Genomic DNA, 25,172 nt, shown 5'->3' with positions numbered 1-25,172 from the left:
GAGATCCTTATGAAAACAAAAAAAACGTATGAGACACGCACGAAGAAAGAATGCCGCGAGTGCGGATGCGAAATCAAAGAACGTCAGCAATCCATCATCTACGAATGTGAACGCTGCATGTGCAATAAAGACGACTAATAAAAAGTCCCACTCGAAGTCGAGTGGGACTTTTTTGTTCTAACATAAGCAAATTCAATGCCAAATAAATTAGTTTAGACAAATGGCATTAACTCGTTACCTTTTAAAAACTTTTAAAATCAAAAAATTAGGGATTTTCATTAGTCGAGCGTATTGTTCTGGCGCTAGTTTTTGGAATTTTACAGTAGGCTTCGGCTCTATTACTTGTTCAATCGAAAAATTTTCTATACAGGTGTTAAGGATTTCACTTAATGGCCTGCGGTAAAATGGAACATGATCAGTTTTCCTTGCTTTATTCCATTGGTCTGCAAAAGCCGTATGCCAATTCTTTAAATAATGTAAAGTCTAAGCTATTGACTGTTGCCACCACTTGCTTTTTCATCTTTTTCAGCCTTTTGAATTTGTGAATTGTTGTTTTTCAATCTTGTACAATACATGGGTCTTTAATGGACTATCGCAAGCTAATTTCGGATGCTGGAATTCCCCTATTTTTGACATTCCAATCTTTTTCATGACGGTTTCAGATGGCACATTGATCGTTGCTGTAAACGAATAAACTGCAGTCATATGTAACACGTCGAATGCGTACGCAAGACAAGCGAGTGCCCCCTCAGTCGCAAAGCCCTGTTTCCAAAAACGTTTGTCTAGGCGCCAGCCAATCTCTGCATGTCCCTGCCCTTCAATTGCCATCGTAATTTCCAATAAGCCGACATAGCCAATAAATACTCTGTCTATTTTTCTTTCTACTGCCCACATCGTATAGCCTTCATCATCCATATGTCTGTTAAAACGATCAATCAATTGATCGGCTTGTAGTTTTGTTAAGGTTTCTGGAAAATAACGCATGACTTCTAAATCTGCAGTCATACTGGCGAAAAAATCTCGGTCGTTATCTTTCCAAGGCCTAAAGCCCAGTCTCTCTGATTCAAATAGATAGTTCGTCTCCACCAGCAGTCTCCTTCACTCTTTTATTTCCTATTAGCTTAGCAGAATAGGTCATTTCCGCAGGCCTGTCCACTTTTTTGTCACTTTACAACACTTTATTCGTTCAAAATACGAAAATTATTAGCATTTGAAAAATAAAGATTGCAAAATGCATTATTTTTTTGCATTATTATAGATAGGGATAATTATTAATGCAAAATAATTTTGCGGTAAGGGTTTATTCTATTAAGTTGAAGAGTTTCTTTATAGACCTTCAACGATTTGTTCCGTTACAAAATACAGAGAAGATTGGGGCAATAAAAAATGATCGTTAAAAACTTCTTCATGCATCTTTCAGAAAACCAACTTTTAAATAAAGCAGCTCAAAACTATGGCTTTAAGCTCGGCGCTCATAGCGTTGTAGCTGGAACCAATATTGAGGAAGCTATTGGGAGCATTAAAGAACTGAACGCACAAGGCATCAGCTGTACGATTGATAACCTTGGAGAATTTGTTCACGATAAAGCAGAAGCTTTAGCCGCAAAAAATCAAATTCTTGGTGTTGTGGATGCTATTCACAAACATCAAGTAGATGCTCATATCTCGTTAAAACCTTCACAGCTTGGGCTGGATATAGACTATGATTTCTGCTTAGAAAACATTAAAGAAATTGTTGATAAGGCTTCTGAACACAATATCTTTATCAACTTTGATATGGAAAACTATGCACGTCTTCAACCTTCTTTTGATTTATTAGAAGAACTGTCGAAAAACTACGATAATATCGGCACAGTCATTCAATCTTATTTCTTTAGAGCAGAAGATGATATTAAAGATTATAGCAACTACCGTTTACGCATCGTCAAAGGTGCTTATAAAGAACCTGAAGAAGTCGCATTCCAAAGCAAAGAAGAAATTGACGCAAACTTCATCGAATTGATTGAGTATCATTTGTTAAATGGTAAATTTACTTCGATCGCGACACATGATCATGAAGTGATCAATCATGTAAAACAATTTGTTATTGATCACAATATTTCAAGAGAGAAATTCGAATTCCAGATGTTGTATGGCTTCCGCAAAGACATGCAGGTAGAGCTTGCTGCACAAGGCTATAATTTCTGTACGTATATCCCATTCGGTACTGATTGGTACGGCTATTTCATGCGCAGACTGGCAGAACGTCCACAAAACTTGAACTTGGTCGTTAAGCAAGTATTCACTAAAAAGACCAACACTGCAATTGGTGTTTTAGCAGGCGCATTCTTACTAGGTCGTTTAACAAGTAAAAGATCATAAGCAAATGACAAAACCAGCAGGTCCTTTCAAGGACCTGCTGGTTTTTTGTAACGGTATTCAACCCCGTTAACTTTCGCATCGTTAAAATGCAAGCAAACTAATCAATGCGCTTTAAATTTCAATAATTTTAATCGCTGTCTTAATTTCTTCTTGTGCTGTGCTACTGACCCATTCTTCTGGATAGTGCCCAAGCGGATTGCAAATGCATTCGATCCCTCTGTATTTCTCATGATAACGAATATGAATATGCCCAAAAATCATTTTTTTGACACCGTATTTTTCCGCCAGTTCGCCAAAGCGAGAACTCCCCATCATGGCATTGAAAAAATCCCAGTACGGCTCGTTTTTAACTCGAATAAAATGAGCAAACGGCACAAAATGCGTAACTAGAATAATGTTTTTACCTTGATGTTCTTTTAACCAATGCTCTAATTTTTTTACATAATGTTCCGTAACCGCCACATCGTTTTCTGGCCAGTGCGCATACAACATATCTGGCCATGTGAAATGATTTAAACGACCTTCCGCAAACTCCTCATGACTGTACCCTTCGACGCCTAACGTATAATCGTACCATCCTCCATCTCCAATGACGACCCAGTCACGGGTCAACTGGACTGGACCATTGCCTAGATTGCCTTTAAATTCTAGTAATTTATCGTACGCAACGGTTGAATCTTCATGATACACATCGTGATTTCCATGAACAAATAAAAGTTGAATGTCCGGTAATTGTTGCTTTAGCTGGTTAAGCAAGTTCAAACTTTTTTCAGGATTTGCTGCCATATCTCCGCTGAGAATAAACACATCTGGTGCATGATGGATCAAACTGTCGCGCAACAGGCCAAATATATCAGTTTCTGATTTTTTTCGATTTAACCCTTCGTGTATATCCGATAAGACAGCGATTTTCACCGCTCATCCCCCCTATGCATGTAGCTGCTAAAGTTTTCCTACCTGAATTCATTATAACTGATATTTCAGTTTTTTATAATGATTTGCTGAATATCCTTACAAAAAAAGAACAATCGCGCAATGATGCACAACTGTTCTAGAAACCTATTTGTTAATTGGAGACAATTGTTCCGGTCTGCTTTGGTGCATTTTTCAAGGAAATACCAACCACATCGCCAGTCTCAAAACGTGTCGCAACTACTGATTCGTGGATGGTCCAGGTTGCTTCTCCAACTTCTACTGTGTACTGGATTTCATGTCCTTGATACTGAACAAAAGACACAACTCCCTGCATCCCCTTACTGTCAGCTGCCATCAACTGAAACTGTTCTGGACGTACAGGGTAAATTCCACTGGTTTTAAAGCTGTCCGCAACGCCTAGGTCGTGCCAGACATTGTCCGAATCAATCGTTGGTACAAATTGATCACCGCGCCATTGCCCTTTTACAAGATTGCATTTACCTACAAAGGTCGCGACAAATTCAGTCTCTGGACGTGTATAAAGAACTTCCGGTGGCGCAATCTGTTCTATGCGCCCTTGGTTCATCACGACGATTTTATCAGCGATAGCAAGTGCCTCTCCTTGGTCATGCGTAACAAAGACAATAGAAGCTTTCGTTTCTCTGTGAAGTTTTTGAATTTCTTTGCGCATCTCCATGCGCAACTCAACATCTAATGCGCTCAATGGTTCATCCATCAACAGTAAGTTCGGTAACGGTGCAATGGCACGTGCGAGCGCCACACGCTGTTTCTGACCACCTGATAGTTCTGACGGGTAACGTTCAGCTAAAGCGTCTAAACCGACCAACTTCAGCACTTTATCGATTCGTGCCTGCAACTCTTTACGGCCTTCCTTGACCTTATTGGGGTGATAGCTAAGTGGGAATTTAACATGCTCAGCAACCGTCATATGTGGCCATAGCGCGAAGGACTGAAATACCATACCAATATTGCGTTTTTCAGGTGGCAAGACGTGTTTTGTCGATGCCAGAACCGTATCGTCCATCGAAATGGTGCCATCCGTTGGCCCCATAAAACCTGCCAATAGTTTTAACAAAGTTGTTTTTCCGCATCCAGATGGGCCAAGCACGGCAATAAATTCTCCGTCGCCAATTTCTAAGTCAATCGCATGCAAAGCTGTAAATGAACCGTATTTTTTTGATACATGATTTACTTTTATCATTTATTTTTCAGCACCTTTCTGTCCCACAGCTTACCAAGCAGCATAAACAATGCGCCTCCAAGTAGGATGCCCAGTACGAGCACCGTTGAAAACGCCGTCGAGTAGGTAGAGTAACCAGCTTGCTCGTAGCCAAAAATCACAACCCCGACCGTTTCAGAGCCAGACGACCACAACAAACTTGAAACGGTTAATTCTGTGAGTGCCATCAAAAACACCAGTAGCGCTCCGCTAAGAATTCCTGGAAATAATAATGGCAATAAAATCCGGCGCCACTTTACCCATCCAGCAGCTCCTGAGGTTCGTGCCGCTTCTTCCATCGAAGGATCAATTTGTAAAAAAGCCGTATAGCTTCCTCGAACTTGTAATACGAGAAAACGTGTGACATAAGCGATAAATAGAATCCAAACTGTGCCGTATATATTTGGATTCCATCCAGGCACTGGCTCTAGCCACATGAAAATCATGCATAGCGCAAAAACAGTACCCGGTAGTGCATATGGAATCGTCATAAACAGCTCCGCTGTTTTTGTACTCCAGTCTGGATACTTAAAGCGCAGATAAGCCATAGCCGTTCCAAGCACTAAACAAACAATCATCGTAAACAAGGCCAGTTGCAAGCTATTCGACAAAGCTGACATGGGTTTCACATCTGTCATAAAAACGTATTCGTAATTTCGCAGCGATAAGTTTTCCAATTTGAACGGTACTCCATAAGCCGAAATAAGCGATAATGCACCCATGGTAATCAGGGGCATTAAGCTCGTTACGAGAAGGAAAATCCACAATAAAGCTTCTACTAGCTTTTGTTTACCCGCTGTTAAATAGATACGCGGCGTCGAGTCACTTCTGTTTGTCTCGTTGACACGGCTACGGCGCAACAAGAACCATTGTAAAACTGTTCCGAGCAGTGCAATAAGCCCCAGAATGACCGATAAAACGGCTGCACGCGAAAAAGCAGAAGGACCGAATCCTACGACCTGCTCATAAATATACGTACTCAAGACACGAATATTTGCAGGTGTTCCAAGAAATGCTGGAATTCCGAAATTGTCCAAATTTGATAAGAACGCGATTAGGCCACCACTAGCAATACCTGGCAGTGCGAGTGGCAACACGACTTTCCAAAATGTCCGCTGTTTCGATAATCCACTTGTCGCCGCTGCTTCTTCTAATTCACGTGGGATTTTTCGAAAGACATTGACTGTGAACAAATACACGAGCGGGTAATGCGATATTCCAAGCAATAAAATAATACCACTCATACTGTATAAGTTTGGTGCCGCGAGTTCTCCCGGCAACCACGATAACATCGCTGTTACTGGACCGGATGCGCTAAAAAACTGTGTCCATGCGAGTGTTGTTATATAGGAAGGAATAACGAACGGCAAGAAGATAAATAGCTGCATCGCTCTTTTTCCGCTCAACTGCACATAAGCAACAAGCCAAGAAAACAAAATACCGAGCACCAAAGCCAAAATCGTTGAACCTCCAACGACAATTAACGTATTTTTCACCGTTTTCCAAGTGGCAGGCTCTCTAAGAACTTCGGTGTAATATTGCATCGTTACCGAACCATCATTGACAAAGCTTAGCCAAATAAGTCGTAGTACTGGTAATAAGAAGAAGATGAAAATAACGATCAAACCGATTATTTTATACAAGTTATTACGTTGAAAAAAGAGAGAAAAAGAGGAGTCCCTCTTTTTTCTCTCCCCATCTATTGGCTGTTTTGCTGTCATATTCGTAACTCCTCACACCAAAATTCAGGTTGGTTTTTATTGTCCGAAAATCTTTCCGAATTTCGTTTTGTCATCACTCCGTGTTTCCAGTAGTTCCACCGCTTCAGCGTCCAAAATAGTCATTTCATCTAGTGTTTTTAAACCTTCAGGTGCATCTATGCCTTCACGAATTGGTGTGTAGCCTTGCTGTGAAGCTAATTTCTGACCTTCTTCTGAAAGAATAAAATCAACAAATGCTTTCGAGGCTTCTTCATTTTCAGTATTGGCTAGTATGCCAACCGGTTCGGTAATAACCGGAACGCCTTCTTCTGGATAAACTAATTCTACTGGAGATCCGTCATTTTTAGCGCGCGCGGCTAAAAAGTCAACAATCATGCCATACTTCTTCTCACCAGTCGCGACACTTTCTAGCACTGCGCCATTGCCTTGTGTGATGGTGATATCATTATCTTGAAGTGCTTCATAAAACTCCCAGCCAAGACTATCTTGACGCGTCATGACACCTAAATTATAAGCAGCTGCTCCAGAATAAAGTGGACTTGGCATAACAGCTTGTCCGCTCGTCGGCTCGTCAGTCAAGTCAGTCCAGCTCGTAGGAAGCTCTGTCACATCATTGGTATTTACAATCAAACCTGTAGCCATGATTTTAGTTCCTGCATACGTACCATCCGGATCAACAAATGATTGATCGAGGGATTCTGTTTCTGGTGACTTATAGTTCAGTAATAGATCGTCTGCTTTAAAGCTCTCAAAAGTTACCGAATCTGCGACTAACAGTACGTCTGCTTGAATATTACCACCTTGATTTTCTGCTTGGATTTTTGACACAACTTCCTCTGTTCCGGAACGAAAAATACTAACATTGACATCGGGATTTTGCGCTTTAAAAGCATCAACTAAACCTTGCGCATCCGCATCCGGCTGGGATGTATAAAAATCCAAAGTACCCGAGACGCCTTCGCCTGCTATTCCTGCTTTTGAATCTGTTCCACTCTCTTCGCTGCCACAAGCTGCAAGAACGGTTACTAAACACACTGTCGCCGAACCGTAAAAAAATTTCTTCATTCTGTTTCCCCCTCAGTTTTTTTATTCGACTTACCTATTTTTATGTACTACCTGTTTAGTAGTATAGAACATTTTCTTAGAGTAATTGTTAAACTAGTGTTAAGAATCGCTTTGTATAAGCCGAAGGAACGCAAAAGACAGTCTATAGGTAGAGCTAGATTCTGCTAGTTATTACCTTATATAGTAACTATAGATTGCACAGTGTATGAGGTCAAATATAATTAGACGCACTATTCCTACTAAAGAAATAAGTATGCAGATTTACTGAAGGAAAAGTACACAGTACTATTTTAGCTAAGCCCCGAGTAACTCAACCGTTCTAAACACTATCCTAGAAACAATTCTAATTATCTAGTTTATTGCTCATTTCTGAAATCATACTTTTCTTTTGGAACACGCAATAAGTGTCCGTTAATATCTACCGTATCTTCATCAACCCATTGTATCGTTGCAGAATCCTCTCTGTAATTCCAGTAGATATTTTCATCTTTTTTATTCTCTTCGTTGAAAACCAACTCTCCTCTAATAGCATAGGCCACAGTTGCTCCACCGTTTGTCACATAGGCACGTATAGTATACGCGCCATTTGGTGATACAGATTCCGTCAAAAATTCACCTTCAGGCAAACGCTGCATATCAAAAAAAGCCCAGTAAACTACATATCCAAAGAGCGCTGCAATGACTATTGAACTTGCTACTCCAATAACTAAACCTTTTTTCATATTCAACACCTCTTGATTAATAACGTTCAAAAATAGAATAAGTTCAATTTTCCAAAAAAATGCTAAAAAATAGCACCTTAACCCACAATTTTTAGCTACTAAAAGCTTTGTGAATTAAAGTGCTATTGATGTTTTAAACTGTTAAAATTTACATTCAAATGTATGGGAATTTTAGTTAACCGCTTCTTTTTTAGCATTTAACTGAGCAGACAATTCTTGGAACCATTCTTTATCGTCCGTCGCTAGTGCTAAATCGATTAAGAAGTCTAGTTGCGCAGCATCTTTATTAACTGACTGTGGAATGCTTTCTACTTGATGTACAGACATCGGGATCGTCATGCCAATCATTTCTTCGTTGTCACTTTCCACCACTGTCACATTTACCGCTTCTTTAAGGACATCCATAGAATCGATAAAGCCGATAATCAGTTCGTCGTGGCGGGATTTTCCTTTTACCCAATCACTTATTTTCAGAATCGTTTTATTCGTACCCATATCTATGCACCTTCTTTACATTTTTTATCGTTCAATACCTATCAATGAAAATTTGGACATTGCCTTATGGTCATTTTTTCCCTAAACAAACCAAAGCAAACGTCATACACAAAATTTCCACAATTTTTTGGGGGCATTAGAAATGACGTCATCCATACTTTGAGCTAGAAATGTATACACTCACTTTCTAAAAGCCAGGTGAACTTGTTACTACCCCTAATTCTACGGGTCCTTATCTGTGAATACAATTTATTTGCCTCGATTTCGAGATAACTGAAAGACGGATAATAAATAAGAAATTCTCATTAACTGAATGTACAGAATAAGTTAACTCGTTCTCTACTTAAAAGGGGGTCTCAATCTACTAAATAATAACAATGAAAAAGTCCAAACTATTGTAGTTTGAACTTTCTTATTGCTATTTAGTTCTGAAAAATTTATCTTTCCAACTAATCTTCTGTCATGTTTCACACTAATTCTACAACAGTCATTCTACAAATTTCAGAAAATTCTTCTTTCGTAACCCCTTCTAACCCAAGATTTTCAAGTGTTCGACCAGATTCCATACCAGGAACTAGCACTCGGCCAACCGTAATCATTGCATCTATACAAGGTGTAGGAACATTAGCAATTTTTCCGAGCGATTGAAGCGCAACTAGTGAATACGGAATATCCTCCGTTAAGTACCTAGTTTCTAAAGTGGTTTGTCCCATTATTCCTTTCAAATCTTCATTATTAGTTAAAATTTCATACATATTTTCTCCATGTGTTCTGTACATCTTTTTGTATAACTCTGTCAAAGGCATTACGGTATGTAAATCAAAGGCCGCAGCCAATGCCATTCTTTCTTGATCGAGAGCATCAATGTAACGACCTTGAGCAGGCGTGCAATCAAGATAGTATTCAAAAGGTACTTGCCCTTCAATTCTACCTGTATTTAAAATCGTTGGAGTAGGATGTACAAAAGCATTGATATTATCTAAGCTTATTCGAATGACATCATCAACAATATGATATTCAGGAATTAGTTTTGCAAACGCATCCTCTAACAACTTGTTTTTAGAAGAAGGATACGCTGCCATTGTTAAATACTGCTTTTGTCCTGCAACAACTACGTGGCCAACTTCTATAGCACGACAAGCAAAAAGCAAGGAAGATGTACATCCAATAACTACATCAGCAGAGCATCCACAGTCATCAAGTGTCTTTTTAAATTCTATAGGTCCTAAAGAAGCGTGTGGATTTAAAATAACTATCTGATTATCTTCTAAATACGGCCCCATTTTAATAGCCATATCTTTATGATAAGTAGAGGGCAGTACAATTAAAATTATGTCTGCGCCCTCCATTACTTCCTGCAGGTTTGTACTGGCTTTAATTATTTTCCCAAACCCTGTATATTTTGAATTTCCTTCAATTTGAACTCCACCAAGTTCGTTTAATTTATCAATTGTAGATTGGAAAACATCGTATATTTTTACCGAAGCACCTTGTAATGCCAAATACCCTGCAAAAGCTTGTCCACCGTTTCCAGCACCTATAATCGCAATCTTGTTATTCATTTAATATTCCTCCTTTAATATACGTTCTTCTGTCTCAATATTCCGTCTTTGATAGTTATAGTTTTTCCTGGTAACGGCACTTCCCACTAGTAAGCCCGCTAAAGAAAAGAGAATTCCAATGATTGCGTAGTTGAATATGGTATCGAGCATTAAGCCAATGGACGCACCCACAATACCCATGATCATGCTGAGACCAATCCCAAAATTCGTAAGGAAGTTTTTCTCTTTGAGGATAAAACCAACAAATATTGGACATAGTAAAGTAGCAGCAGAAAATCCGGCAGTAGCCACGAGCCATGTTAATGTATCTGTAAAAATCAAACACATCACTAAAGCTACAGCAACAGTAATCACCGAAAATATTCGTGACAAGTTGAGGATTTGCTTTTCATTCATGCCTGGCTTTACCACATTCACAATGTCACGTGAAATGTTCACTACAATTGATTGTACGGCACTACTTACAGTAGACATCATCGTCGCAAATATTAATCCTGCAAAACCTGCCAATAAGACCAGCGGTAACTGACTCATAAACCATCCTGTAGCTGCACTAGCTTCTATTGCCGGGTTGATTGATTGAATAGTTACGCCCATGTATACCGCCCATAAAAATCCGACAAACGAGACGATTGCGGATAAAATCAAACTTTTGTTTACTTGTTTTTCATCTTTAATTGCACAAATTCGCTGATAGTACAATTGGTTGGTCAACCCACCTGGCAAAATCGCAAACAACCACAAAAGGATAGTAGCAAGACCGATTTTTTGGAAAGAATCTGAAAGAGATATTAAGTTAGGCTCTACATTAGATGCAATCCCTGTGAATCCGCCAGCTAATTTAGTACCATAAACTGCGGTAATGATTAACATGACTACCATGAAGCAAGCAAATATAAAGTCGGTCCAAGCTACTGTTTTAAGCCCTGCAGGCATGATAAACAATAAACTTACTAACGCAAAAACAATGCAAAGGGCTGTATAATTTATTCCGGTTAACTCTGCATAAATACTTCCAAAAGCTGTTATTTGTGACGTAATCCATCCAAACGGAAAGAGCATGGTCATTATAGAAGCAAGGATAATAATAAACTTATTGTTATTTGACAACTTCTTAAAAATATCTGGAATGGTAGAAAACTGATTTTTCCTCATCCATTTCGCTAAAAAAGCAAGAAGAAGAAAAGGTGTCACCATAAGTATGCCGTAAATCACAATTCCGATTCCATTCGTATAAGCATTTGCTAAATGCCCTACGAGTACGCCACCTCCAATTACACTTGCAAATTGAGTTCCGACAACGACATAGATGGGTAATTCTCTATTTGCTATTGCCCAGTCATCTGCAGTAGCCTTTTTCTTTCTGCTAATGAGATAGGTAGGTACCAGTGTCGCAATGATAATAGCGACACTGGTAAGAATGATTGCCAATGTAATGTTCATAGTTTTCCTCCTCTTTCACTTTAAGTTTGAATAATTAGGTAGAAACGCCAGCTAGTTAGTTTCAGTTTAAAATTTATGCAAAATAAGTGTAACCGCTATCATCCTTTCATATATTTCTAACTTGTGTTCAATTGTACTACAACTGAACTTGTTGTCAATGTTATTTTCAGAACATTTTAACTTCTTTTTTTCAAGCATTTTTCTAACTATCTTCAAAGACACCACTGAAATAACGCCTCCTATGCGGCGTACGTTATGCGATAGAACTATGGTATTATAGACTACTAAGCAAAGGTTTTTTAAAATTAATCGGCTAATAAATTTCTAAACTAATTAAACTATAGTCAAATTAAGGGGAGTTTATTATGAAAAAAATGAAGAAAATTAATTTAAGTGATCAAATAATAGATGAAATCGTATCAATGATAGAAAAAGAACAATGGGATTTAGGGCTTAAAATCCCGGGTGAACTACAGTTAGCAGAATCTTTTAGTGTCAGTCGCAACATATTACGAGAAGCATTAAAAATTTTAGAGACGTTTGGAATATTGGATTCAAAGCCAGGCGTTGGAACGTTTGTTTCAATGCAAGCTCGTGAAAATATTCATAACATGAGCTTCTTAAATTCGTTAAAAAGTAATTCTTCTGTAGAAGTAGCTCTTGAATTCAGGTTAATCCTTGAACCTAAAGCTGCGTATTATGCCGCTTTACGGATAACCGATGATGAAATCATTGAATTAAAAGAATTAGTCAATGATATGCAAAACCGTCATAATCTCGAGGAAGTTTATCAAGACGATTTTGATCTTCATATGAAAATCGCAAAATATAGCAATAACCCTTGGTGCTTCGACTTGATCTGCAGCTTGCTCAACCAATTAAAGACTTCTCTTTACTCCGAATTTAACAAGTATAGTAATCTAAAAACAAAAGAAGAGAACATTCATTCACACATTACAATTGCAGAAGCGATAATTGCTCATGAAGCAGAGTTAGCAGAAACGCTGATGACACAACATTTATCTAAGAGAATCAAACTTATTAACCCAGAATTCGAAGTTGAGCCTAATAGATAAAGAAAAATCTCATTTAACTAAAAAACAGCTACCCAATTTTTGAAAATTGGGTAGCTGTTTTTTAGTTAGTAATAACGTCCTGAATTAATTTTATCTATTGAAATGAAACTAAAGCGATGCTCTTTGCCAATAGACTCTGCGATGTTAGATAGCGATAGCTACACAATCTACATTCCACGAACCTAAAGCATCCGTACAGAGCGAATTTATTATTCTATTTTCAAACCATTAAATCGTCCAATTAATCAACATACCCGCATGCGTTAAGCCTCCACCAAAACCGTAAAGCAACATTTTGTCATTAGTTTTGATTTTGCCTTCTTTTACGCCTTTGTCTAGCGACAATGGAATCGAAGCTGCAGAAGTGTTGCCGTAATATTCAAGGCTGTAAATTGTTTGCTCAAGCGGCAGACCGGTCCTACTGCAAATCGACTCGATAATTCGAAGATTTGCGCTATGCGGCACGAACCAATCCACATCGGTCGTTTCAAATTGTGCTTTTTCCAGCAATGCTTTAATGCCTTTTGGCACCGTGTTGACTGCCCACTTATAAACTTCGCGTCCATTTTGATTTACAAAGCCATTGACTGCCAACTCATTCCCAAACATTTGATTGGAAAGATCCGTGCAGTAAAGATTGTGTGCAAGCTCTCCGTTAGTTCCCATGTGCACATCAATAAAGCTTGGATTTTCTTCATCAAACTCAACCAAAACAGCACCACCACCATCTCCAAATAAGATACACGTGGAACGATCGCTATAATCTAGAATTTTAGAGAAGGTTTCTGCTCCGATCACCAATATCTTTTTGTTCAACCCCGAAGTAATCAAACCGTTGGCAATGTGAAGACCATAGGCAAATCCGGAACATGCTGCATTCAAGTCAATGGCTCCCGTATTTTTTATACCTAACTTAGCTTGCACTAGTGCAGAGACACTTGGTGTTTTAAAATCCGGTGTCATCGTACAGACAATGACCATATCAACATCATCTAGCGATTTTTCATAACGTTCGATTAAGTTTTCCACAGCTTTAACACTAATATCGCTGGTAAATTCAGTATCTAACGCAATACGACGCTCTTTTATCCCAGTCCGTTGGACAATCCATTCATCATTGGTTTCTATCATTTCTTCTAAATCGTGATTTGTCAGCTTCTTATCAGGTACATATGAACCGATAGCTGTAATTCTAGCTTTTGAAACATTCATTTTCATCACTCCCTCTTGATATCCTCGTCTTATTCTACCACCAACTATTAGTATTAGGTACTAAAATAACAATTTATCACTCCTTAAAAATATGATTTACAAGAACTTAGATTACACAAGAATACCGAAAATTCCATTTCCACAAATTCTACTATTGGAAAAAATATAAAGAGTTGATTGCGAGACGAAACTACTGAGGATCATTGTTCTTGTTAGTTGATCTGTCAGCTATTTACTTTAGCCGATTTCGAGATGTCAGCTATATTGCTCACCCAAACAAATAAAAGCTGTAGGCCATATTAGGCTCTACAGCTTTTTCTATGCTTTTACATGTGACCATTCCGCAGGTTTCTCCTATGATAAAATGCAAGATGTAGCAATTAGAGACCTATACATTTCTCGACGGGTTTGTTCATCATGTATTTTTCATCAATAAAAAGATATACTTAAGTCTGCTTAAAATAATGTATGAGGTGATCGAATTGAGAAGTGGAAATCCAAGTTTAAAGACCGACACGTTCGAAAATTTTAAAGGTACTGCCACTGGTCAGAAAATGACGATCCAAGGTACTGTCAACAAAACATTTATCTTACTCTTGCTATTGCTGGTGACGTTCGTCTATTCTTGGAATCAGTTTGTTAACAGTCCAGATAGCGTACTGCCTTTGATTCTCATAGGTGCGATTGGTGGACTTATTGCAGGGTTAATCACGATCTTCGTGCCCAAAGCCTCTCCTTTCACAGCGCCTATTTACGCGCTATTGGAAGGCTTATTCCTCGGTGCAATCTCTGCACAGTACGAAGTTCAGTATGGCGGGATTGTCTTTCAAGCCGTTTTGATTACGATAGGCGTATTACTAAGTCTATTGCTTGTTTACAAGTCTGGTCTCATCAAAGTGACACAGAACTTTAGACTCGGCGTTGCAGCAGCTACTGGTGCCATCTTCTTGGTTTATGTGATTTCATTTATTGGCAGCTTTTTCGGCTTTGAAATTCCGTTCCTGCATGAATCTTCGCCTATAGGCATTGGCATTAGTGTGGTTATCGTTATCGTTGCTGCACTGAACTTAGTATTGGATTTTGACTTTATCGAAAGTGCAGCCAACAAACAAGTACCGAAATACTTTGAATGGTATGGAGCTTTTGGTTTGCTCGTCACATTGGTTTGGCTGTATCTCGAAATTCTTCGATTGTTGTCGAAAATTCGCAGCAGGTAAAAAAACGTCCTACGGGACGTTTTTTTAATTTGCAGAAAAAAGTCACTCGGACTCAGCTTACCTGCACGCGGTAATGCCGCATACTCTTAGGTATTCCTCTTATTTTAAACGTCCCGTTGTAAACTAAATATCTGATGCGATACTCCAAATAGCTATGACTAACAAGGTGTTCAGATTGGAAAAGAATTTCACCAATTACTCTCGCTGCCAAAATAAAATCAGCCGTTTCCTGTTCCCTTTGCAATCTTCGAACCGCATCGATGATCATCGAATCGAAATAATTTTCCTCTATGACTTGAAAGCTACCGCCTTCCCAAATTCGCAGCACGTTTTCTTCTTCTGACAATAGGAGCCATTCGTTTCGTAATATTTCTTTCTCTTTATTTGTCAAAGGATTCCCTAAATTCGTTTGATAGATTTCCTTAAATTGATAGGACGCTACTTCGCCCGAATGTCTCACTCTAAATTGAGTTTTTCCTTTTCCATAAAGAGTTTCAAAAGCTTCTGGGGTATTAATGATATAGATATCGTTTTTCTTTTCTCGCAGAAGATAGAGAAAATAACGAAGGCCTGTTTGTTCATCTGCATTATTTGCCGTCCACAGTACAATTGGTATGTTAGCAGGGATTTCTTCGATTGTTGCAAGTGTTTTCGAGAACCGACTTATGTATTCTTCTTCTATGTAATCCATTTCATAATTAATGTGATCTCGTAACCACTCATAACGTAAGATGCGCCCTTGTTCTGTATGAATTTTCCAAACAGGTCCTTCAGCAAAAAAATCGGGAAAACCAATGATTCGATTTTCATGGCTGAGTCCTATTCGCAAAGAACCTGCTGGAGACTCGCCGCTGATAATATGTACAGCAGTCTCATCCATTTCGTAGTGGACTTCTTTTTGCAGGCTATCAGATAAGTCATTAGATAAGGACAACAACTCCTTTATCATTTCGTCTTGTAAATCTTCTTTTTTCATGAGTTCTAAACGGTACATTACATTTAACAACAAACTTTTCGCATCACTACCACTCAGTTTTTCTATTGATTCACGTAGCTTTTCCATCCAATCACTCCCTTTTTTTTATCATTTGGCTATATGTGCTAGTTCAACTAATCTAATTCCTGTCTAGTATAGCAAATTTTTCAAGATAAAAGAAAACGCCGAAGCAACACTGGAGGATGAATGGATAACGCAGATTTGAAGTGAAAACCATGTTCAAACTTATCAAAACTAATAAATCGTGTTAGAGTTCGAACCTTCGAGACCTCAAATAAATCCCTACTGAATTCGGGCTTTTGCGCGGGATTTAAAAAGTAAACCGGGAAAAAGAGTTTCTTTTTCTTGGTTTACTTTTTGAGGCTATTGGGACAATTCCACTTTTCTATACACTCAACTGCATTTACACTTAAGCTTCTTTAAGCTTCTCTAGTTCCTTATTCAAAGTCGCTTTTTCTGTTTTATATTGTTTGTACCCAAAAAGATATTCCTTATACATTTCCAAATACGTTTTCGTTAGGTGATTCACTCTTTTTTCTCCATTTTTCATTACAGTCATCTAATTCATCCTCCTTTAGTATGGTCGCACAACGTTAACTACTGAATTTCTCACGTGTGGATTTTTGGTGAAAAGGAATTACATAAAACAGATATTTTGGACTCTTCTTGGCTACTTGATACAGGTTGTAAAAGACATTTTGCGACAGCTCGTACCGCTGCATGCAATTTGGTAAAGCTCTTGCTTTTATAGGTGCATGTTTTAACTTTACCTCGTTAATATCTACCCATATGGTTTGAACTCGCGTTTGTTGCTCTCCATTTCTTTGAAAAGATACTTCTCGTGTCAACCTAGCAAAGAAAGTAATAAAAGCAGTTCCATTTTCAATATGAACATCTTTAGATCTCAGAAAATAATAGTCAACTGATTTTTGAGGCAATTGCTCTGTCTGCTCCACTCCACTTCTCCCCTTTAAAGCATAATTACTGTTAGCTAAGTACACAAAGCGCTTCAGTTAGACGTTTAGCAAAATCTTCAGGTGGCTCTTTTGACGCTAGTCGAATGCAGTGCATTCCGCGCTCTGTTGACAGCCGTTGCGAAAAACTACTGGGAAAGTGAATCGGATGCTGTATAGGTGCACCTGTAAAAGATGCCAGTTCTTCAGGAAGAAGAAAGACTTCAGCTTTATTAATCGCCAATTGATTATGTGTAGATGGTTTAAATGATACGGATAGCTCCAGTGACCAGCTGACACACATATCGAAACTCGTATGCGCTTTGATTGTCCGCTTTTTTATTACTTGCCAAAACCCTTCATGTAATTCCATTTCTGCGCCTAAAATCTCGCCGACTTTCTCAGCCGCTAAAGACAGTGAATCTGTTTTCATCACGCTAACCACCCCTTTTACACTCTTGTGTAAGTGCTATTCATCAAATCTTTTTTTCGTGCCTGGCGATGACATTTTCCACCCCATTATTATCTGACTAACACACAATTTTTATTTTAAAATTCAGATAAATATTTTTCCAGATAGCTCTGTAAGCTAACTGTTTTTTCATGCCAAGAGCACAACTTTTCGATCAACAGAAAATTAAAAAATCTGTTAAATTGTTTATATCCAATACGATAAGACTATATTACACCACAAAATATGTAAAGTGTTATCAAATATTCTTTTAATTCAGATTATAGAAACGTTTTTCTCATATACTTTTTTTGTTAATAGAACTCTATTTGAATAGTATCAACTGAAATTTTTTTCACGTTATCCAACTAAAGAAATCAGATTAAATCAATAAAAACAATTGTTTAAAAAAGAGAATCCAACTACTGTTTACTGTTAGTATTCCCAGTAAAAACTGCGTTTATGAGCCATCAAATCGTATTGAAATAAATTTTCTTTCTAAATTGAGTCACAGCTGTTCGTAACACAAAAAGAGCAGTTGCATAAATTTCTGCAGCCGCTCCTCTATTTTAACTCTGTCACATCACGGTCTTTTTGTTGCCTCTTGTTGAAAAAGCATCGATTTCTTAATTTCATAATATTTTACTAAAATAAGGTAACTGCAAAATTTCTTTCAAATATTTTCTCGTTCTTTTCTGCATCCTAACTATAAATGAGCGCAAAATTATTCAGCATGCTGGATATTAATTAACTAATTCAGTGTATCGCTCGTTAAAGATAATAGCTTGTCTTGCCCTAACATACGAAAATAGTGTTTAGTAATTTCGACTAATACTTGTCTGACGCCGTCCGTTGTCTTTTCTAATTTCCCAATATCCTTTTTTAAACTTCGACTCGATCAATTTGTTCGCTCGTTTCATACAGAGCTCTTCAGAAACGAATTCTTTTGTATTCACTGAGCCTTTGCTCCCTATTTTTCCATATAGCACGATAAAAATAGTTCCTTGAACGTTTATTTCCCAAAACTTATTGGAATAAGCGGTGATGCAAACTAGTGATTTCTTCATTTAAATCTCGCTACTTTCTTTTTTTGTAGTCTTGTTCTCAATTTATTTGCTAGCTTTGCTTTATACAATACTTGACCACTCATGTTTCAGCTTATACTCAATATATGAAACCTTCTGAAAGACGGAACGTATAAAGTAGTATCTTGTGAAAATGGCGGTGTTCCCTAAATGAATAATCAATACGACGCTCCACGACATTCTCTTTCCCCCAATGCCGTCAGCTACTGGCGTCTGGAAGAACTTATTTCCAACCTTATCGCCTTTATCGTTCTTGCTGTCTTGTTTTACTTGGATTGGCGCTTTAACTGGTACAACTGGATCTTTTGGGTCTTGATTGCCTTAGCCATCTTTTGGGTAATCGGATTCGTATGGTCCATTATCAGTCCACCTCTCACTTTTAAGTCTTGGCGCTATGATTTAGATGCGGAGTTTTTGTATCTGCAGTTTGGCATTTGGAACCAAACACAACAATTGGTCCCAATGACAAAGATTCAAGCAGTGTCTCTTACACAAGGACCGTTGATGCGGAAATTTAAACTCGCTTCTCTTTCAGTGGAAACAATGGGATCAAGTCATGCCATCCCGGCATTGCCAAAAGCCGTAGCAACCGAGCTTCGTGAACGCGTTGCTCATTTCGCCAAAATTAAGGAAGTGGAACAATGATTGCTAATCGTCGCCATCATCCAGCTTCTCTTCTTTTTAAAATCGGAAAACTGATTCGAAGCTCAATTTTTTTCATTTTAGTCTTATTCGTTTTTCAAGCAGACAATAGCTCCATGCTTTTGGTTTACGGTCGTTATGCATTTTTGCTATTTTTTCTTGGATCCGTTGTATTCGCTGTTTTAAATTGGTTCACAACTACTTATGCAATCGATGACCAACGATTCTATTTGCGAAGAGGTGTGTTCAGTAAAACTGACCAGTCGATTCCTTTTTCAAAAGTACAGAACATTAACCGTCACATATCATTTGCTCACCGTTTATTGGGGCTGACATCGATTAGTTTCGAAACGGGTATTGCTGGTGAGGATTCTTCTGTAAAATTCGAAGTTGTCACAAGAAAGGAAGCATTGCGGCTAGAATCTGCAGTCCAACAACGCAACAAATCTGTTGCGACGGAACACGAGACAATTTCCGACGATACGGAAGAGCCTCCTGCTGCTGAACAAATCGAGCCCGGGCAGAAAAAACTGAAAGAGCGTGTCATCCATTTCGAACCGACACGTAAGGATTTATTTAAAGCGTCTATGACGTCCTTTAGCTTTTTGCTACTTGTGCCACTGCTCGCTTCCCTATACTACAATGTTTCTGAATTCAGCGGCTTTGAAGAAAGATTAAGCGGAGTGGGCACAAGTTTGCTAGCATCGACTTGGATGATTGCTATCGTAACTACCCTAATTATTCTGGCTTCTTTCGTATTCGGGATTGTCCACTCATTTATTAAATATGGGAACTATGAGATTTCTTCTGATAGTGAGCGTGTGTACATCAAAAAAGGTCTGTTGTCGCAAGCCTCTTTTTCAATCGCAAAAGAGCGCGTTCAAGCCATTGAAATTACACAATCTTTTACAAAACGTATTCTTGGACTGGCAGAAGTTAAACTGATTAGTGCCGGCAGCCTGTCTTTGGGTTCAGAAGAGTTAAATATTAGCTCGCTCTATCCTTTTCTGCCAAAGCGAAAAGCATATGCAATCGTTGCTGAATTGTTACCCGGCTACCGTATTCAAGAAGACATGCAACGACTGCCGAAACGTGCACTTTGGATTCGTTTGCTAAAGCCAAGCTGGATATGGCTAATTGCGACTGCATTGTTGTTTTACTTCCAATCCAACTTCTTGAAAATTCAAAATATGTGGTGGATCGTTTCTATTGTCTTACTAATAGTAGTTGTTGTGTCGCGTACTCTGAATTTCCTCCACACACGTTATTGTTTAAATGAAGAATTGATTCAATTGAAAAATGGCGGCTTTACTTCTACTCTATTTATCACGAAGCGAGAAAAAATTGTGGAAGTTGAAATTACGCAAAACCGGATTCAACGTGCATTTGGACTTTCTTCACTTCAAACAGTCACGCGCGCGAGACCCGTTCATACGTCTTATCTTGAAGATGTACCAGATTCATTCGTTGACATATTTCACCGCTGGTACCGTGATCGAACGAAAGAAGTCGAACTGGATTCAACACATTAAAGACTCTTTGCCGGTATTTCGGCAAAGAGTCTTTTTCGTTCAAACCGCTTCTTAGAACATTGGCTTCAAAAAATGAGTAAATGCACCGTTTAGTCTGTAATTTTACCTAGTTTTATCTACCGCTATTTCACGCATGTAGTTTGTATGTGCAGGAAAATGTGGGACAACATACTCACCTAATTCTTGTATGACTTCAGTTATAGGTCGATTGCCATTAGTTAAACTCAGAATGACATGATTAACTCCCATCCTTTGCAGGGCATGAAGATAGTCGACCAAAAACTGGTGACCTGATGTAAAGCCAACTTTGATCGGAATAGGTCTAGGTGAAGCCTTTGGATTTTCTGATAAATTGATCACCAATGGTTGAGAAAACGGTTTAAATCGATCTGTTGCGTTTCTCCAAATTTTGATTAGCTCTTTCTGACGATTTGCCTCTTGTGCATAAAACATCCAGCCATCCGTATGTTCCGCTAACCACTCGATTGTTTGTCCAGAATAGCCTGTTCCGAGGATTGGGATACCCATTAAATGAGGTTTAGGAATAACGTCCCCTTCGACTAATTCCACTCTCTTTGAATGTATTTGGGGAAACGATTCTTCCCATATTTTTCTCATGACCCAAATAGATTCTCTAAACAACTCATCACGTTCTTGTCGTTCTACTTTAAATGCCGGAAACTCTATCGGACGGTCTCCCGTTGCAGCACCTAATAAGAGTCTTTGATCAGATAAATCATCTAAAGAAGCAGCGGCCTTTGCTAAGTGAAGCGGATGCCGTAACGTTGTGATGACGCTGGCAATGCCAAGAGCAATCTCTTTTGTGTACGCACTTGTGTAAGCAAGTAACTGAAATGGGTCATGGATAACACCTTTATCTCCAAAGTTCGGATCAAAAAGTGGAGAATCCCTTACAAACAAAGAAGCAAATCCAGCTTCTTCTGCTTGTTTCGCTAGTGTCATTTGTGAGGCTATGTCCATTGCAAATGGATTGTCTCTAGCCGATTCTAGAGGAAACGAAATTCCAAGCGTTAATTTATTTTCTTTGAACGTTCGTGCAAAGCCGTTATGAGATTGAAAATCTTTCATTTGTATTCCACCTGTCTGGTACATTTCCTAGTTATGTAAACTGGCCAATAGTAGGCCAGTTATTGCTGTTTTTTCGTGCATGTACATCATCTTTTTTATGAAAAACGAATGTCTCCCAATGTAGATAATATCTATCCACATTAGAATAACATGATTATTTTTGAATGTACATTTTTTTGTCGTTTGCTCACAGGATGCTGGATTTTCTCTTGACCCGTTCACTTTTCAATGTTAAAAGAAGCTTTTTATAGTACTAATTTTTTTAGCAACTTACTCCACTTTCTCTATATAACTTCTTTTATACCTGTGATCGCAAATCATTCCGACTTAGCCATTCACGAATCACTGCTACATATGCCTGCGGTTCTTCGATTGCTGGCATATGAGAACTGTTTTCGAAAATATGGAATTCTGCACCTGGAACGAGCTTTGCATAACGCTCTGTTGCTTCTGGCGTAGCCTCATCATAGCGACCACATGAAAAAAGAGTAGGGATTTCAATTTGATGCAAGCGTCCAGTTGCATCAAAGTTCTTTAATGTGCCGGTAACGGTAAATTCGGAAGCACCCCACATGAAGTTATAAATTTGTTGGTTCATCTTGACCATGTCTTCTAGCATTTCTTCTGGCCATGGATCAACACGGCATACATGACGCTTATAAAAGACCAGCATTGCTTTATTGTATGCTGCAGAGTCTGTCGTACCTTTTAGTTCACTTTGTTTGATTGTATCCCGAATCTCTTGCGGAAATTGTTTCAAGTAATTGCGCTGGTCGCGTTCCCATCTCTGTGCATCTAAAGCGGGACCAGAAAAAATAACACTGCGGATACCGTCTGGCTTTTCGAACAAATAAGAAGCAGCTAGCATCGTTCCCCAGGAGTGTCCCAGAATATGAACTTCTTCAAGTTTCAATGCTTTAATTACTTGCCCTAGCTCTTCTACATAACGCTCGACTGTCCAAAGTTTCGTGTCTGTTGGTCGATCTGATTTTCCGCAGCCTAGTTGGTCGTAGTGAATCACTCGTCGTTCGTCTCCTAATCGACAAAGTGGACTGTTGTCGCTGCTTTTGCCACCTGGACCGCCGTGCAAAACCAAAAGCGGGATACCGGGACCATCACCGCTGACTTGATACCAAATTCGCCCTCCTGTAACAGAGATAAAACCTTCTATAACGTTTTCCATTAAGCGATCCCTCCTTCTCATTAGCCATTCCTCCTCTTAATTCTCTTTAAGATAAAAAACTCCTTTTTTATCGCTCGCAAGAAGCCTCGTTTTACAGAACCATTCTACAACCCAAACGCAACGGTGGCATGGTCGGGTAATTTAGAACCGGATGTCGTCACAGTCAGTTAGCTTAAGAGCTTGTTCGGCAGAGGCAGCGGTGAATCGGTACAAATGAAGTTTCCAAGCAATGGCTTTGTCTTCGCATAGCCTTTTGAGAAAGTTTACCAAGTACAGCAAAAATAATTTTGCTATTGATTTGAGTAAGTGTATTCGTGAAATTTATGAGTGTAGAAATTCAGAAATAATCACAGATAAAATTACTTGTCTTGATTTTGCAGATTATCTTCAGGAAGAAGTGAGTAGCAGAGAGTAAAAGTACCTTTTAGCTTTTAACTCAGCAAGTAAAAAACCTTCGTTTCCTCATGAAAGGAAACGAAGGAACTTTATTTCTTCGCGCGAGTAGTAAAGTCTTTTTCAATATCTTTTTTCCAACTGCGATCGATCTTTTTTCCAGTTCGAAAAGAAGTGACAGCCTCACTCAATACGTCATAGTTTAACTGAGTTCCTTTAGCGTCTGCATGGTAGTTGACCGCGAATTCCTCATTTACTCCAAATTGACGCGCTGTCGCGACTGCGTCGATATTCGCGCCAAGAAAGATGAATTCCCAGTGTGCTTGTTTTTTCTGCATCGCAATCATTTCATGGATTTTTTTATACGTGTATTCACAGCTGGAGTTTTCTAAGCCATCTGTCGTAATCACAACCATTACTTTACCTGCTCGCTGTTCTTGCACTGTGCTTTTTTGCACATTGCTTATTTTCTGTATTGTCGAACCGATTGCATCCAGTAGCGCCGTCATTCCTCCTACCTGGTAGTCTTTTTCAGCTAGTGGAGAAACACTTTTTAGCGAAATTCTGTCATGCAAGAGTTCGTAGCCTTGATTGAACAATACGGTTGTAACATGGATGTCGCCCGAAAGCTTTCGCTGCTTTTCGATCAATGCGTTAAAGCCACCAATGGTATCCTGCTCTAGCCCAGCCATTGATCCACTTTTGTCGAGAATAAACACCAATTCTGTCGTTTCGTTTTTCATCATCTATTCCTCCTCAAGTTTTCTTTACAACTTAAGAATATGATTTTCAACAATCAAATGGGTCGCTTTTAAAGCGACATCTCACGCACCGAGAAGCATTTGGTCAAACGCGAACAACGCTTCGTTGATTTCATGAATATCGTAATTTTTACGTTCAATAAAATAAAGAATAATCAAATCGAATTTATGGCTACGCGATAATCGATATCCTGCTTTTTCAAGTAAATCCTCTGTTTCAGCTAGATCCAGTTCAAGAGCTATCGCAAAAGCGATAATGGTCTTTTTTAAAGGGGTGTAGTCTGTATTGTTCCGAATCTTGGAAAACAGCTTGCGATCAATATTCGCTTTTTTATAGGTTTCAGTATCTGTCATTTCTTTCTCGTCAATAAAGCGGAGTAGTCGTTGTGAAAAAGATTCATTCATACCTTTAAAAATAGCCTGTAAATGGGATGCTACGTTAACTTCTGCTTCTGGACTAGAGGCAGGTTCTAAACTACTTTTCTTACGATAGCGAGTACTCTTCTCCTCTAGCACACTTGCCTCATTATCATCAATAAAAGCCGAAATGGATCGATAAAGTTTTTTACTGATTCCAAAAGATTGTTTGTCGAACACCACAACAGACACATGCATTTCATGCGCCTTCAAAAATAGGTCAATTGCGGAAATAGCAATCTGCAAAGCCGGTTCTTTTGGATAGCCAAATATTCCAGTGGAAATGAGCGGAAAAGAAATCGACTCACAGCCAAGCTCGTAAGCAAGTTCAAGTGAATTTTTATAACAATCTCGTAGCCTTTCTTCTTCGTTGTGGCTACCCCCTTGCCAGACAGGTCCAACCGTATGGATAATGTATTTGGCATTCAGCGCAAAAGCATCTGTATGCACCGCTCTTCCCACAGCGCAATAACCGATCTGGTCGCATACCTTTTGTAATGCTTGAGCTCCTGCCGCATTAAATACAGCACCGCACACACCGCCTCCCCTTTTTAAATGGCTGTTAGCAGCATTGACAATAGCATCCGTCGTCATCTTCGTAATGTCGTTTCGGACGATTTCTAGTGGCATGCGGACATCT

At 38.8% G+C, this 25,172-nt stretch carries 25 protein-coding genes and 1 pseudogene; 7 read left to right on the top strand and 19 right to left on the bottom strand.

Annotation, left to right across the window (positions count from 1 at the left end; genetic code table 11):
* The first annotated feature begins 9 nt into the window (after nt 1-9).
* Entirely contained in the window at nt 10-138 is a 129-nt protein-coding gene (locus tag AUO94_RS17565) for a YhfH family protein (RefSeq protein ID WP_218916864.1), read from the top strand.
* A gap of 387 nt (nt 139-525) precedes the next feature.
* Here AUO94_RS17565 and AUO94_RS16790 read toward each other — a convergent pair whose 3' ends face one another.
* On the bottom strand, nt 526-1,086 hold the full coding sequence (locus AUO94_RS16790; RefSeq protein ID WP_058385315.1) for a GNAT family N-acetyltransferase: 561 nt from the start codon (nt 1,084-1,086) through the stop codon (nt 526-528).
* Nucleotides 1,087-1,386: 300 nt separating this feature from the next.
* Here AUO94_RS16790 and AUO94_RS16785 point away from each other — a divergent pair, with 300 nt between their 5' ends.
* A complete protein-coding gene (locus AUO94_RS16785; protein ID WP_058385314.1) occupies nt 1,387-2,361 on the top strand; it encodes a proline dehydrogenase family protein in 975 nt (324 codons plus the stop codon).
* 111 nt (nt 2,362-2,472) lie between these two features.
* Here AUO94_RS16785 and AUO94_RS16780 read toward each other — a convergent pair whose 3' ends face one another.
* The 8 genes from AUO94_RS16780 to AUO94_RS16745 form a co-directional block, all read right to left on the bottom strand.
* Nucleotides 2,473-3,276 (bottom strand): metallophosphoesterase, encoded by an 804-nt coding sequence (locus AUO94_RS16780; protein ID WP_058385313.1) that lies wholly within the window; start codon nt 3,274-3,276, stop codon nt 2,473-2,475.
* Between the two features lie 151 nt (nt 3,277-3,427).
* Nucleotides 3,428-4,498 (bottom strand): ABC transporter ATP-binding protein, encoded by a 1,071-nt coding sequence (locus tag AUO94_RS16775; RefSeq protein WP_058385312.1) that lies wholly within the window; start codon nt 4,496-4,498, stop codon nt 3,428-3,430.
* Complete coding sequence (locus tag AUO94_RS16770; protein ID WP_058385311.1) at nt 4,495-6,237, bottom strand: ABC transporter permease; 1,743 nt, start codon at nt 6,235-6,237, stop codon at nt 4,495-4,497. The genes AUO94_RS16775 and AUO94_RS16770 overlap by 4 nt, the downstream gene beginning before the upstream one ends.
* 36 nt (nt 6,238-6,273) lie before the next feature.
* Nucleotides 6,274-7,302, bottom strand: a complete 1,029-nt coding sequence (locus AUO94_RS16765) for an ABC transporter substrate-binding protein (RefSeq protein WP_058385310.1) — start codon at nt 7,300-7,302, stop codon at nt 6,274-6,276.
* A gap of 356 nt (nt 7,303-7,658) precedes the next feature.
* Nucleotides 7,659-8,024 (bottom strand): DUF5412 domain-containing protein, encoded by a 366-nt coding sequence (locus AUO94_RS16760; RefSeq protein ID WP_156423955.1) that lies wholly within the window; start codon nt 8,022-8,024, stop codon nt 7,659-7,661.
* A gap of 171 nt (nt 8,025-8,195) precedes the next feature.
* Complete coding sequence (locus AUO94_RS16755; protein WP_058385308.1) at nt 8,196-8,519, bottom strand: IDEAL domain-containing protein; 324 nt, start codon at nt 8,517-8,519, stop codon at nt 8,196-8,198.
* Nucleotides 8,520-8,986: 467 nt separating this feature from the next.
* Entirely contained in the window at nt 8,987-10,081 is a 1,095-nt protein-coding gene (locus AUO94_RS16750) for an NAD/NADP-dependent octopine/nopaline dehydrogenase family protein (protein WP_058385307.1), read from the bottom strand.
* On the bottom strand, nt 10,082-11,524 hold the full coding sequence (locus AUO94_RS16745) for a sodium:solute symporter family protein (protein WP_058385306.1): 1,443 nt from the start codon (nt 11,522-11,524) through the stop codon (nt 10,082-10,084).
* Nucleotides 11,525-11,889: 365 nt separating this feature from the next.
* On the opposite strand from AUO94_RS16745, the gene AUO94_RS16740 reads away from it, so the two are divergent.
* Nucleotides 11,890-12,600 (top strand): FadR/GntR family transcriptional regulator, encoded by a 711-nt coding sequence (locus tag AUO94_RS16740; RefSeq protein WP_058385305.1) that lies wholly within the window; start codon nt 11,890-11,892, stop codon nt 12,598-12,600.
* A 228-nt stretch (nt 12,601-12,828) separates the two neighbouring features.
* On the opposite strand, the gene AUO94_RS16735 is transcribed toward AUO94_RS16740, so the two are convergent.
* Entirely contained in the window at nt 12,829-13,812 is a 984-nt protein-coding gene (locus AUO94_RS16735) for a ketoacyl-ACP synthase III (RefSeq protein ID WP_058386894.1), read from the bottom strand.
* 482 nt (nt 13,813-14,294) lie between these two features.
* Here AUO94_RS16735 and AUO94_RS16730 point away from each other — a divergent pair, with 482 nt between their 5' ends.
* Entirely contained in the window at nt 14,295-15,029 is a 735-nt protein-coding gene (locus AUO94_RS16730; RefSeq protein ID WP_058385304.1) for a Bax inhibitor-1/YccA family protein, read from the top strand.
* Between the two features lie 52 nt (nt 15,030-15,081).
* Here the strand turns inward: AUO94_RS16730 and AUO94_RS16725 are convergent, their stop codons facing one another.
* The 5 genes from AUO94_RS16725 to AUO94_RS16710 all read right to left on the bottom strand — a co-directional run bounded on the left by AUO94_RS16725 (nt 15,082) and on the right by AUO94_RS16710 (nt 18,497).
* Complete coding sequence (locus AUO94_RS16725) at nt 15,082-16,092, bottom strand: DUF1835 domain-containing protein (RefSeq protein WP_058385303.1); 1,011 nt, start codon at nt 16,090-16,092, stop codon at nt 15,082-15,084.
* 343 nt (nt 16,093-16,435) lie between these two features.
* A complete protein-coding gene (locus AUO94_RS17480) occupies nt 16,436-16,585 on the bottom strand; it encodes a hypothetical protein (protein ID WP_169793186.1) in 150 nt (49 codons plus the stop codon).
* A 34-nt stretch (nt 16,586-16,619) separates the two neighbouring features.
* Complete coding sequence (locus tag AUO94_RS16720) at nt 16,620-16,982, bottom strand: hypothetical protein (protein WP_058385302.1); 363 nt, start codon at nt 16,980-16,982, stop codon at nt 16,620-16,622.
* Between the two features lie 31 nt (nt 16,983-17,013).
* Nucleotides 17,014-17,412, bottom strand: coding sequence for a hypothetical protein (locus tag AUO94_RS16715; RefSeq protein ID WP_237150226.1), 399 nt, complete (start codon nt 17,410-17,412; stop codon nt 17,014-17,016).
* Nucleotides 17,413-18,245: 833 nt separating this feature from the next.
* Nucleotides 18,246-18,497, bottom strand: a complete 252-nt coding sequence (locus AUO94_RS16710; RefSeq protein ID WP_058385300.1) for a WGR domain-containing protein — start codon at nt 18,495-18,497, stop codon at nt 18,246-18,248.
* Nucleotides 18,498-18,665: 168 nt separating this feature from the next.
* Here AUO94_RS16710 and AUO94_RS16705 point away from each other — a divergent pair, with 168 nt between their 5' ends.
* Together AUO94_RS16705 and AUO94_RS16700 are read left to right on the top strand one after the other, a co-directional pair.
* On the top strand, nt 18,666-19,160 hold the full coding sequence (locus AUO94_RS16705) for a PH domain-containing protein (protein ID WP_058385299.1): 495 nt from the start codon (nt 18,666-18,668) through the stop codon (nt 19,158-19,160).
* Nucleotides 19,157-20,689, top strand: coding sequence for a PH domain-containing protein (locus AUO94_RS16700; protein ID WP_058385298.1), 1,533 nt, complete (start codon nt 19,157-19,159; stop codon nt 20,687-20,689). The genes AUO94_RS16705 and AUO94_RS16700 overlap by 4 nt, the downstream gene beginning before the upstream one ends.
* Before the next feature lie 102 nt (nt 20,690-20,791).
* Here the strand turns inward: AUO94_RS16700 and AUO94_RS16695 are convergent, their stop codons facing one another.
* Both AUO94_RS16695 and AUO94_RS16690 read right to left on the bottom strand, forming a co-directional pair.
* The gene (locus AUO94_RS16695) at nt 20,792-21,778 is read right to left on the bottom strand and encodes a TIGR03571 family LLM class oxidoreductase (protein WP_058385297.1); all 987 of its coding nucleotides are present in this window, start codon (nt 21,776-21,778) and stop codon (nt 20,792-20,794) included.
* Nucleotides 21,779-22,076: 298 nt separating this feature from the next.
* Nucleotides 22,077-22,961, bottom strand: coding sequence for a proline iminopeptidase-family hydrolase (locus AUO94_RS16690; RefSeq protein WP_058385296.1), 885 nt, complete (start codon nt 22,959-22,961; stop codon nt 22,077-22,079).
* Nucleotides 22,962-23,063: 102 nt separating this feature from the next.
* Between AUO94_RS16690 and AUO94_RS17680 the strand changes: the two are divergent.
* A pseudogene (locus tag AUO94_RS17680) lies at nt 23,064-23,210 on the top strand (AIM24 family protein); the annotation flags it as partial.
* A gap of 236 nt (nt 23,211-23,446) precedes the next feature.
* Here AUO94_RS17680 and AUO94_RS16685 read toward each other — a convergent pair.
* Nucleotides 23,447-24,097 (bottom strand): vWA domain-containing protein, encoded by a 651-nt coding sequence (locus AUO94_RS16685; RefSeq protein ID WP_058385295.1) that lies wholly within the window; start codon nt 24,095-24,097, stop codon nt 23,447-23,449.
* Between the two features lie 81 nt (nt 24,098-24,178).
* Nucleotides 24,179-25,162 carry a macro domain-containing protein gene (locus tag AUO94_RS16680; protein ID WP_058385294.1) on the bottom strand — a complete coding sequence of 328 codons (984 nt, stop codon included), beginning with the start codon at nt 25,160-25,162 and terminating at the stop codon, nt 24,179-24,181.
* Nucleotides 25,163-25,172: the final 10 nt, after the last annotated feature.

The organism is Planococcus kocurii (assembly GCF_001465835.2).
GTDB lineage: Bacteria > Bacillota > Bacilli > Bacillales_A > Planococcaceae > Planococcus > Planococcus kocurii.
The sequence above is the reverse complement of the archived record's forward strand: the minus strand, read 5'-3'. Positions and strand labels throughout refer to the sequence as shown.

What these genes read in the sequence shown, in the direction of transcription:
- AUO94_RS16750 (WP_058385307.1), bottom strand. Translation starts at nt 10,081, where the DNA reads ATGAATAACAAGATTGCGATTATAGGTGCTGGAAACGGTGGACAAGCT.
- AUO94_RS16770 (WP_058385311.1), bottom strand. Translation starts at nt 6,237, where the DNA reads ATGACAGCAAAACAGCCAATAGATGGGGAGAGAAAAAAGAGGGACTCC.
- AUO94_RS16715 (WP_237150226.1), bottom strand. Translation starts at nt 17,412, where the DNA reads ATGAAAACAGATTCACTGTCTTTAGCGGCTGAGAAAGTCGGCGAGATT.
- AUO94_RS16700 (WP_058385298.1), top strand. Translation starts at nt 19,157, where the DNA reads ATGATTGCTAATCGTCGCCATCATCCAGCTTCTCTTCTTTTTAAAATC.
- AUO94_RS16695 (WP_058385297.1), bottom strand. Translation starts at nt 21,778, where the DNA reads ATGAAAGATTTTCAATCTCATAACGGCTTTGCACGAACGTTCAAAGAA.
- AUO94_RS16710 (WP_058385300.1), bottom strand. Translation starts at nt 18,497, where the DNA reads ATGAAGAAATCACTAGTTTGCATCACCGCTTATTCCAATAAGTTTTGG.
- AUO94_RS16760 (WP_156423955.1), bottom strand. Translation starts at nt 8,024, where the DNA reads ATGAAAAAAGGTTTAGTTATTGGAGTAGCAAGTTCAATAGTCATTGCA.
- AUO94_RS16765 (WP_058385310.1), bottom strand. Translation starts at nt 7,302, where the DNA reads ATGAAGAAATTTTTTTACGGTTCGGCGACAGTGTGTTTAGTAACCGTT.
- AUO94_RS16690 (WP_058385296.1), bottom strand. Translation starts at nt 22,961, where the DNA reads ATGGAAAACGTTATAGAAGGTTTTATCTCTGTTACAGGAGGGCGAATT.
- AUO94_RS16725 (WP_058385303.1), bottom strand. Translation starts at nt 16,092, where the DNA reads ATGGAAAAGCTACGTGAATCAATAGAAAAACTGAGTGGTAGTGATGCG.
- AUO94_RS16735 (WP_058386894.1), bottom strand. Translation starts at nt 13,812, where the DNA reads ATGAATGTTTCAAAAGCTAGAATTACAGCTATCGGTTCATATGTACCT.
- AUO94_RS16705 (WP_058385299.1), top strand. Translation starts at nt 18,666, where the DNA reads ATGAATAATCAATACGACGCTCCACGACATTCTCTTTCCCCCAATGCC.
- AUO94_RS16680 (WP_058385294.1), bottom strand. Translation starts at nt 25,162, where the DNA reads ATGCCACTAGAAATCGTCCGAAACGACATTACGAAGATGACGACGGAT.
- AUO94_RS16755 (WP_058385308.1), bottom strand. Translation starts at nt 8,519, where the DNA reads ATGGGTACGAATAAAACGATTCTGAAAATAAGTGATTGGGTAAAAGGA.
- AUO94_RS16745 (WP_058385306.1), bottom strand. Translation starts at nt 11,524, where the DNA reads ATGAACATTACATTGGCAATCATTCTTACCAGTGTCGCTATTATCATT.
- AUO94_RS16685 (WP_058385295.1), bottom strand. Translation starts at nt 24,097, where the DNA reads ATGAAAAACGAAACGACAGAATTGGTGTTTATTCTCGACAAAAGTGGA.
- AUO94_RS17480 (WP_169793186.1), bottom strand. Translation starts at nt 16,585, where the DNA reads ATGACTGTAATGAAAAATGGAGAAAAAAGAGTGAATCACCTAACGAAA.
- AUO94_RS16785 (WP_058385314.1), top strand. Translation starts at nt 1,387, where the DNA reads ATGATCGTTAAAAACTTCTTCATGCATCTTTCAGAAAACCAACTTTTA.
- AUO94_RS16775 (WP_058385312.1), bottom strand. Translation starts at nt 4,498, where the DNA reads ATGATAAAAGTAAATCATGTATCAAAAAAATACGGTTCATTTACAGCT.
- AUO94_RS17565 (WP_218916864.1), top strand. Translation starts at nt 10, where the DNA reads ATGAAAACAAAAAAAACGTATGAGACACGCACGAAGAAAGAATGCCGC.
- AUO94_RS16740 (WP_058385305.1), top strand. Translation starts at nt 11,890, where the DNA reads ATGAAAAAAATGAAGAAAATTAATTTAAGTGATCAAATAATAGATGAA.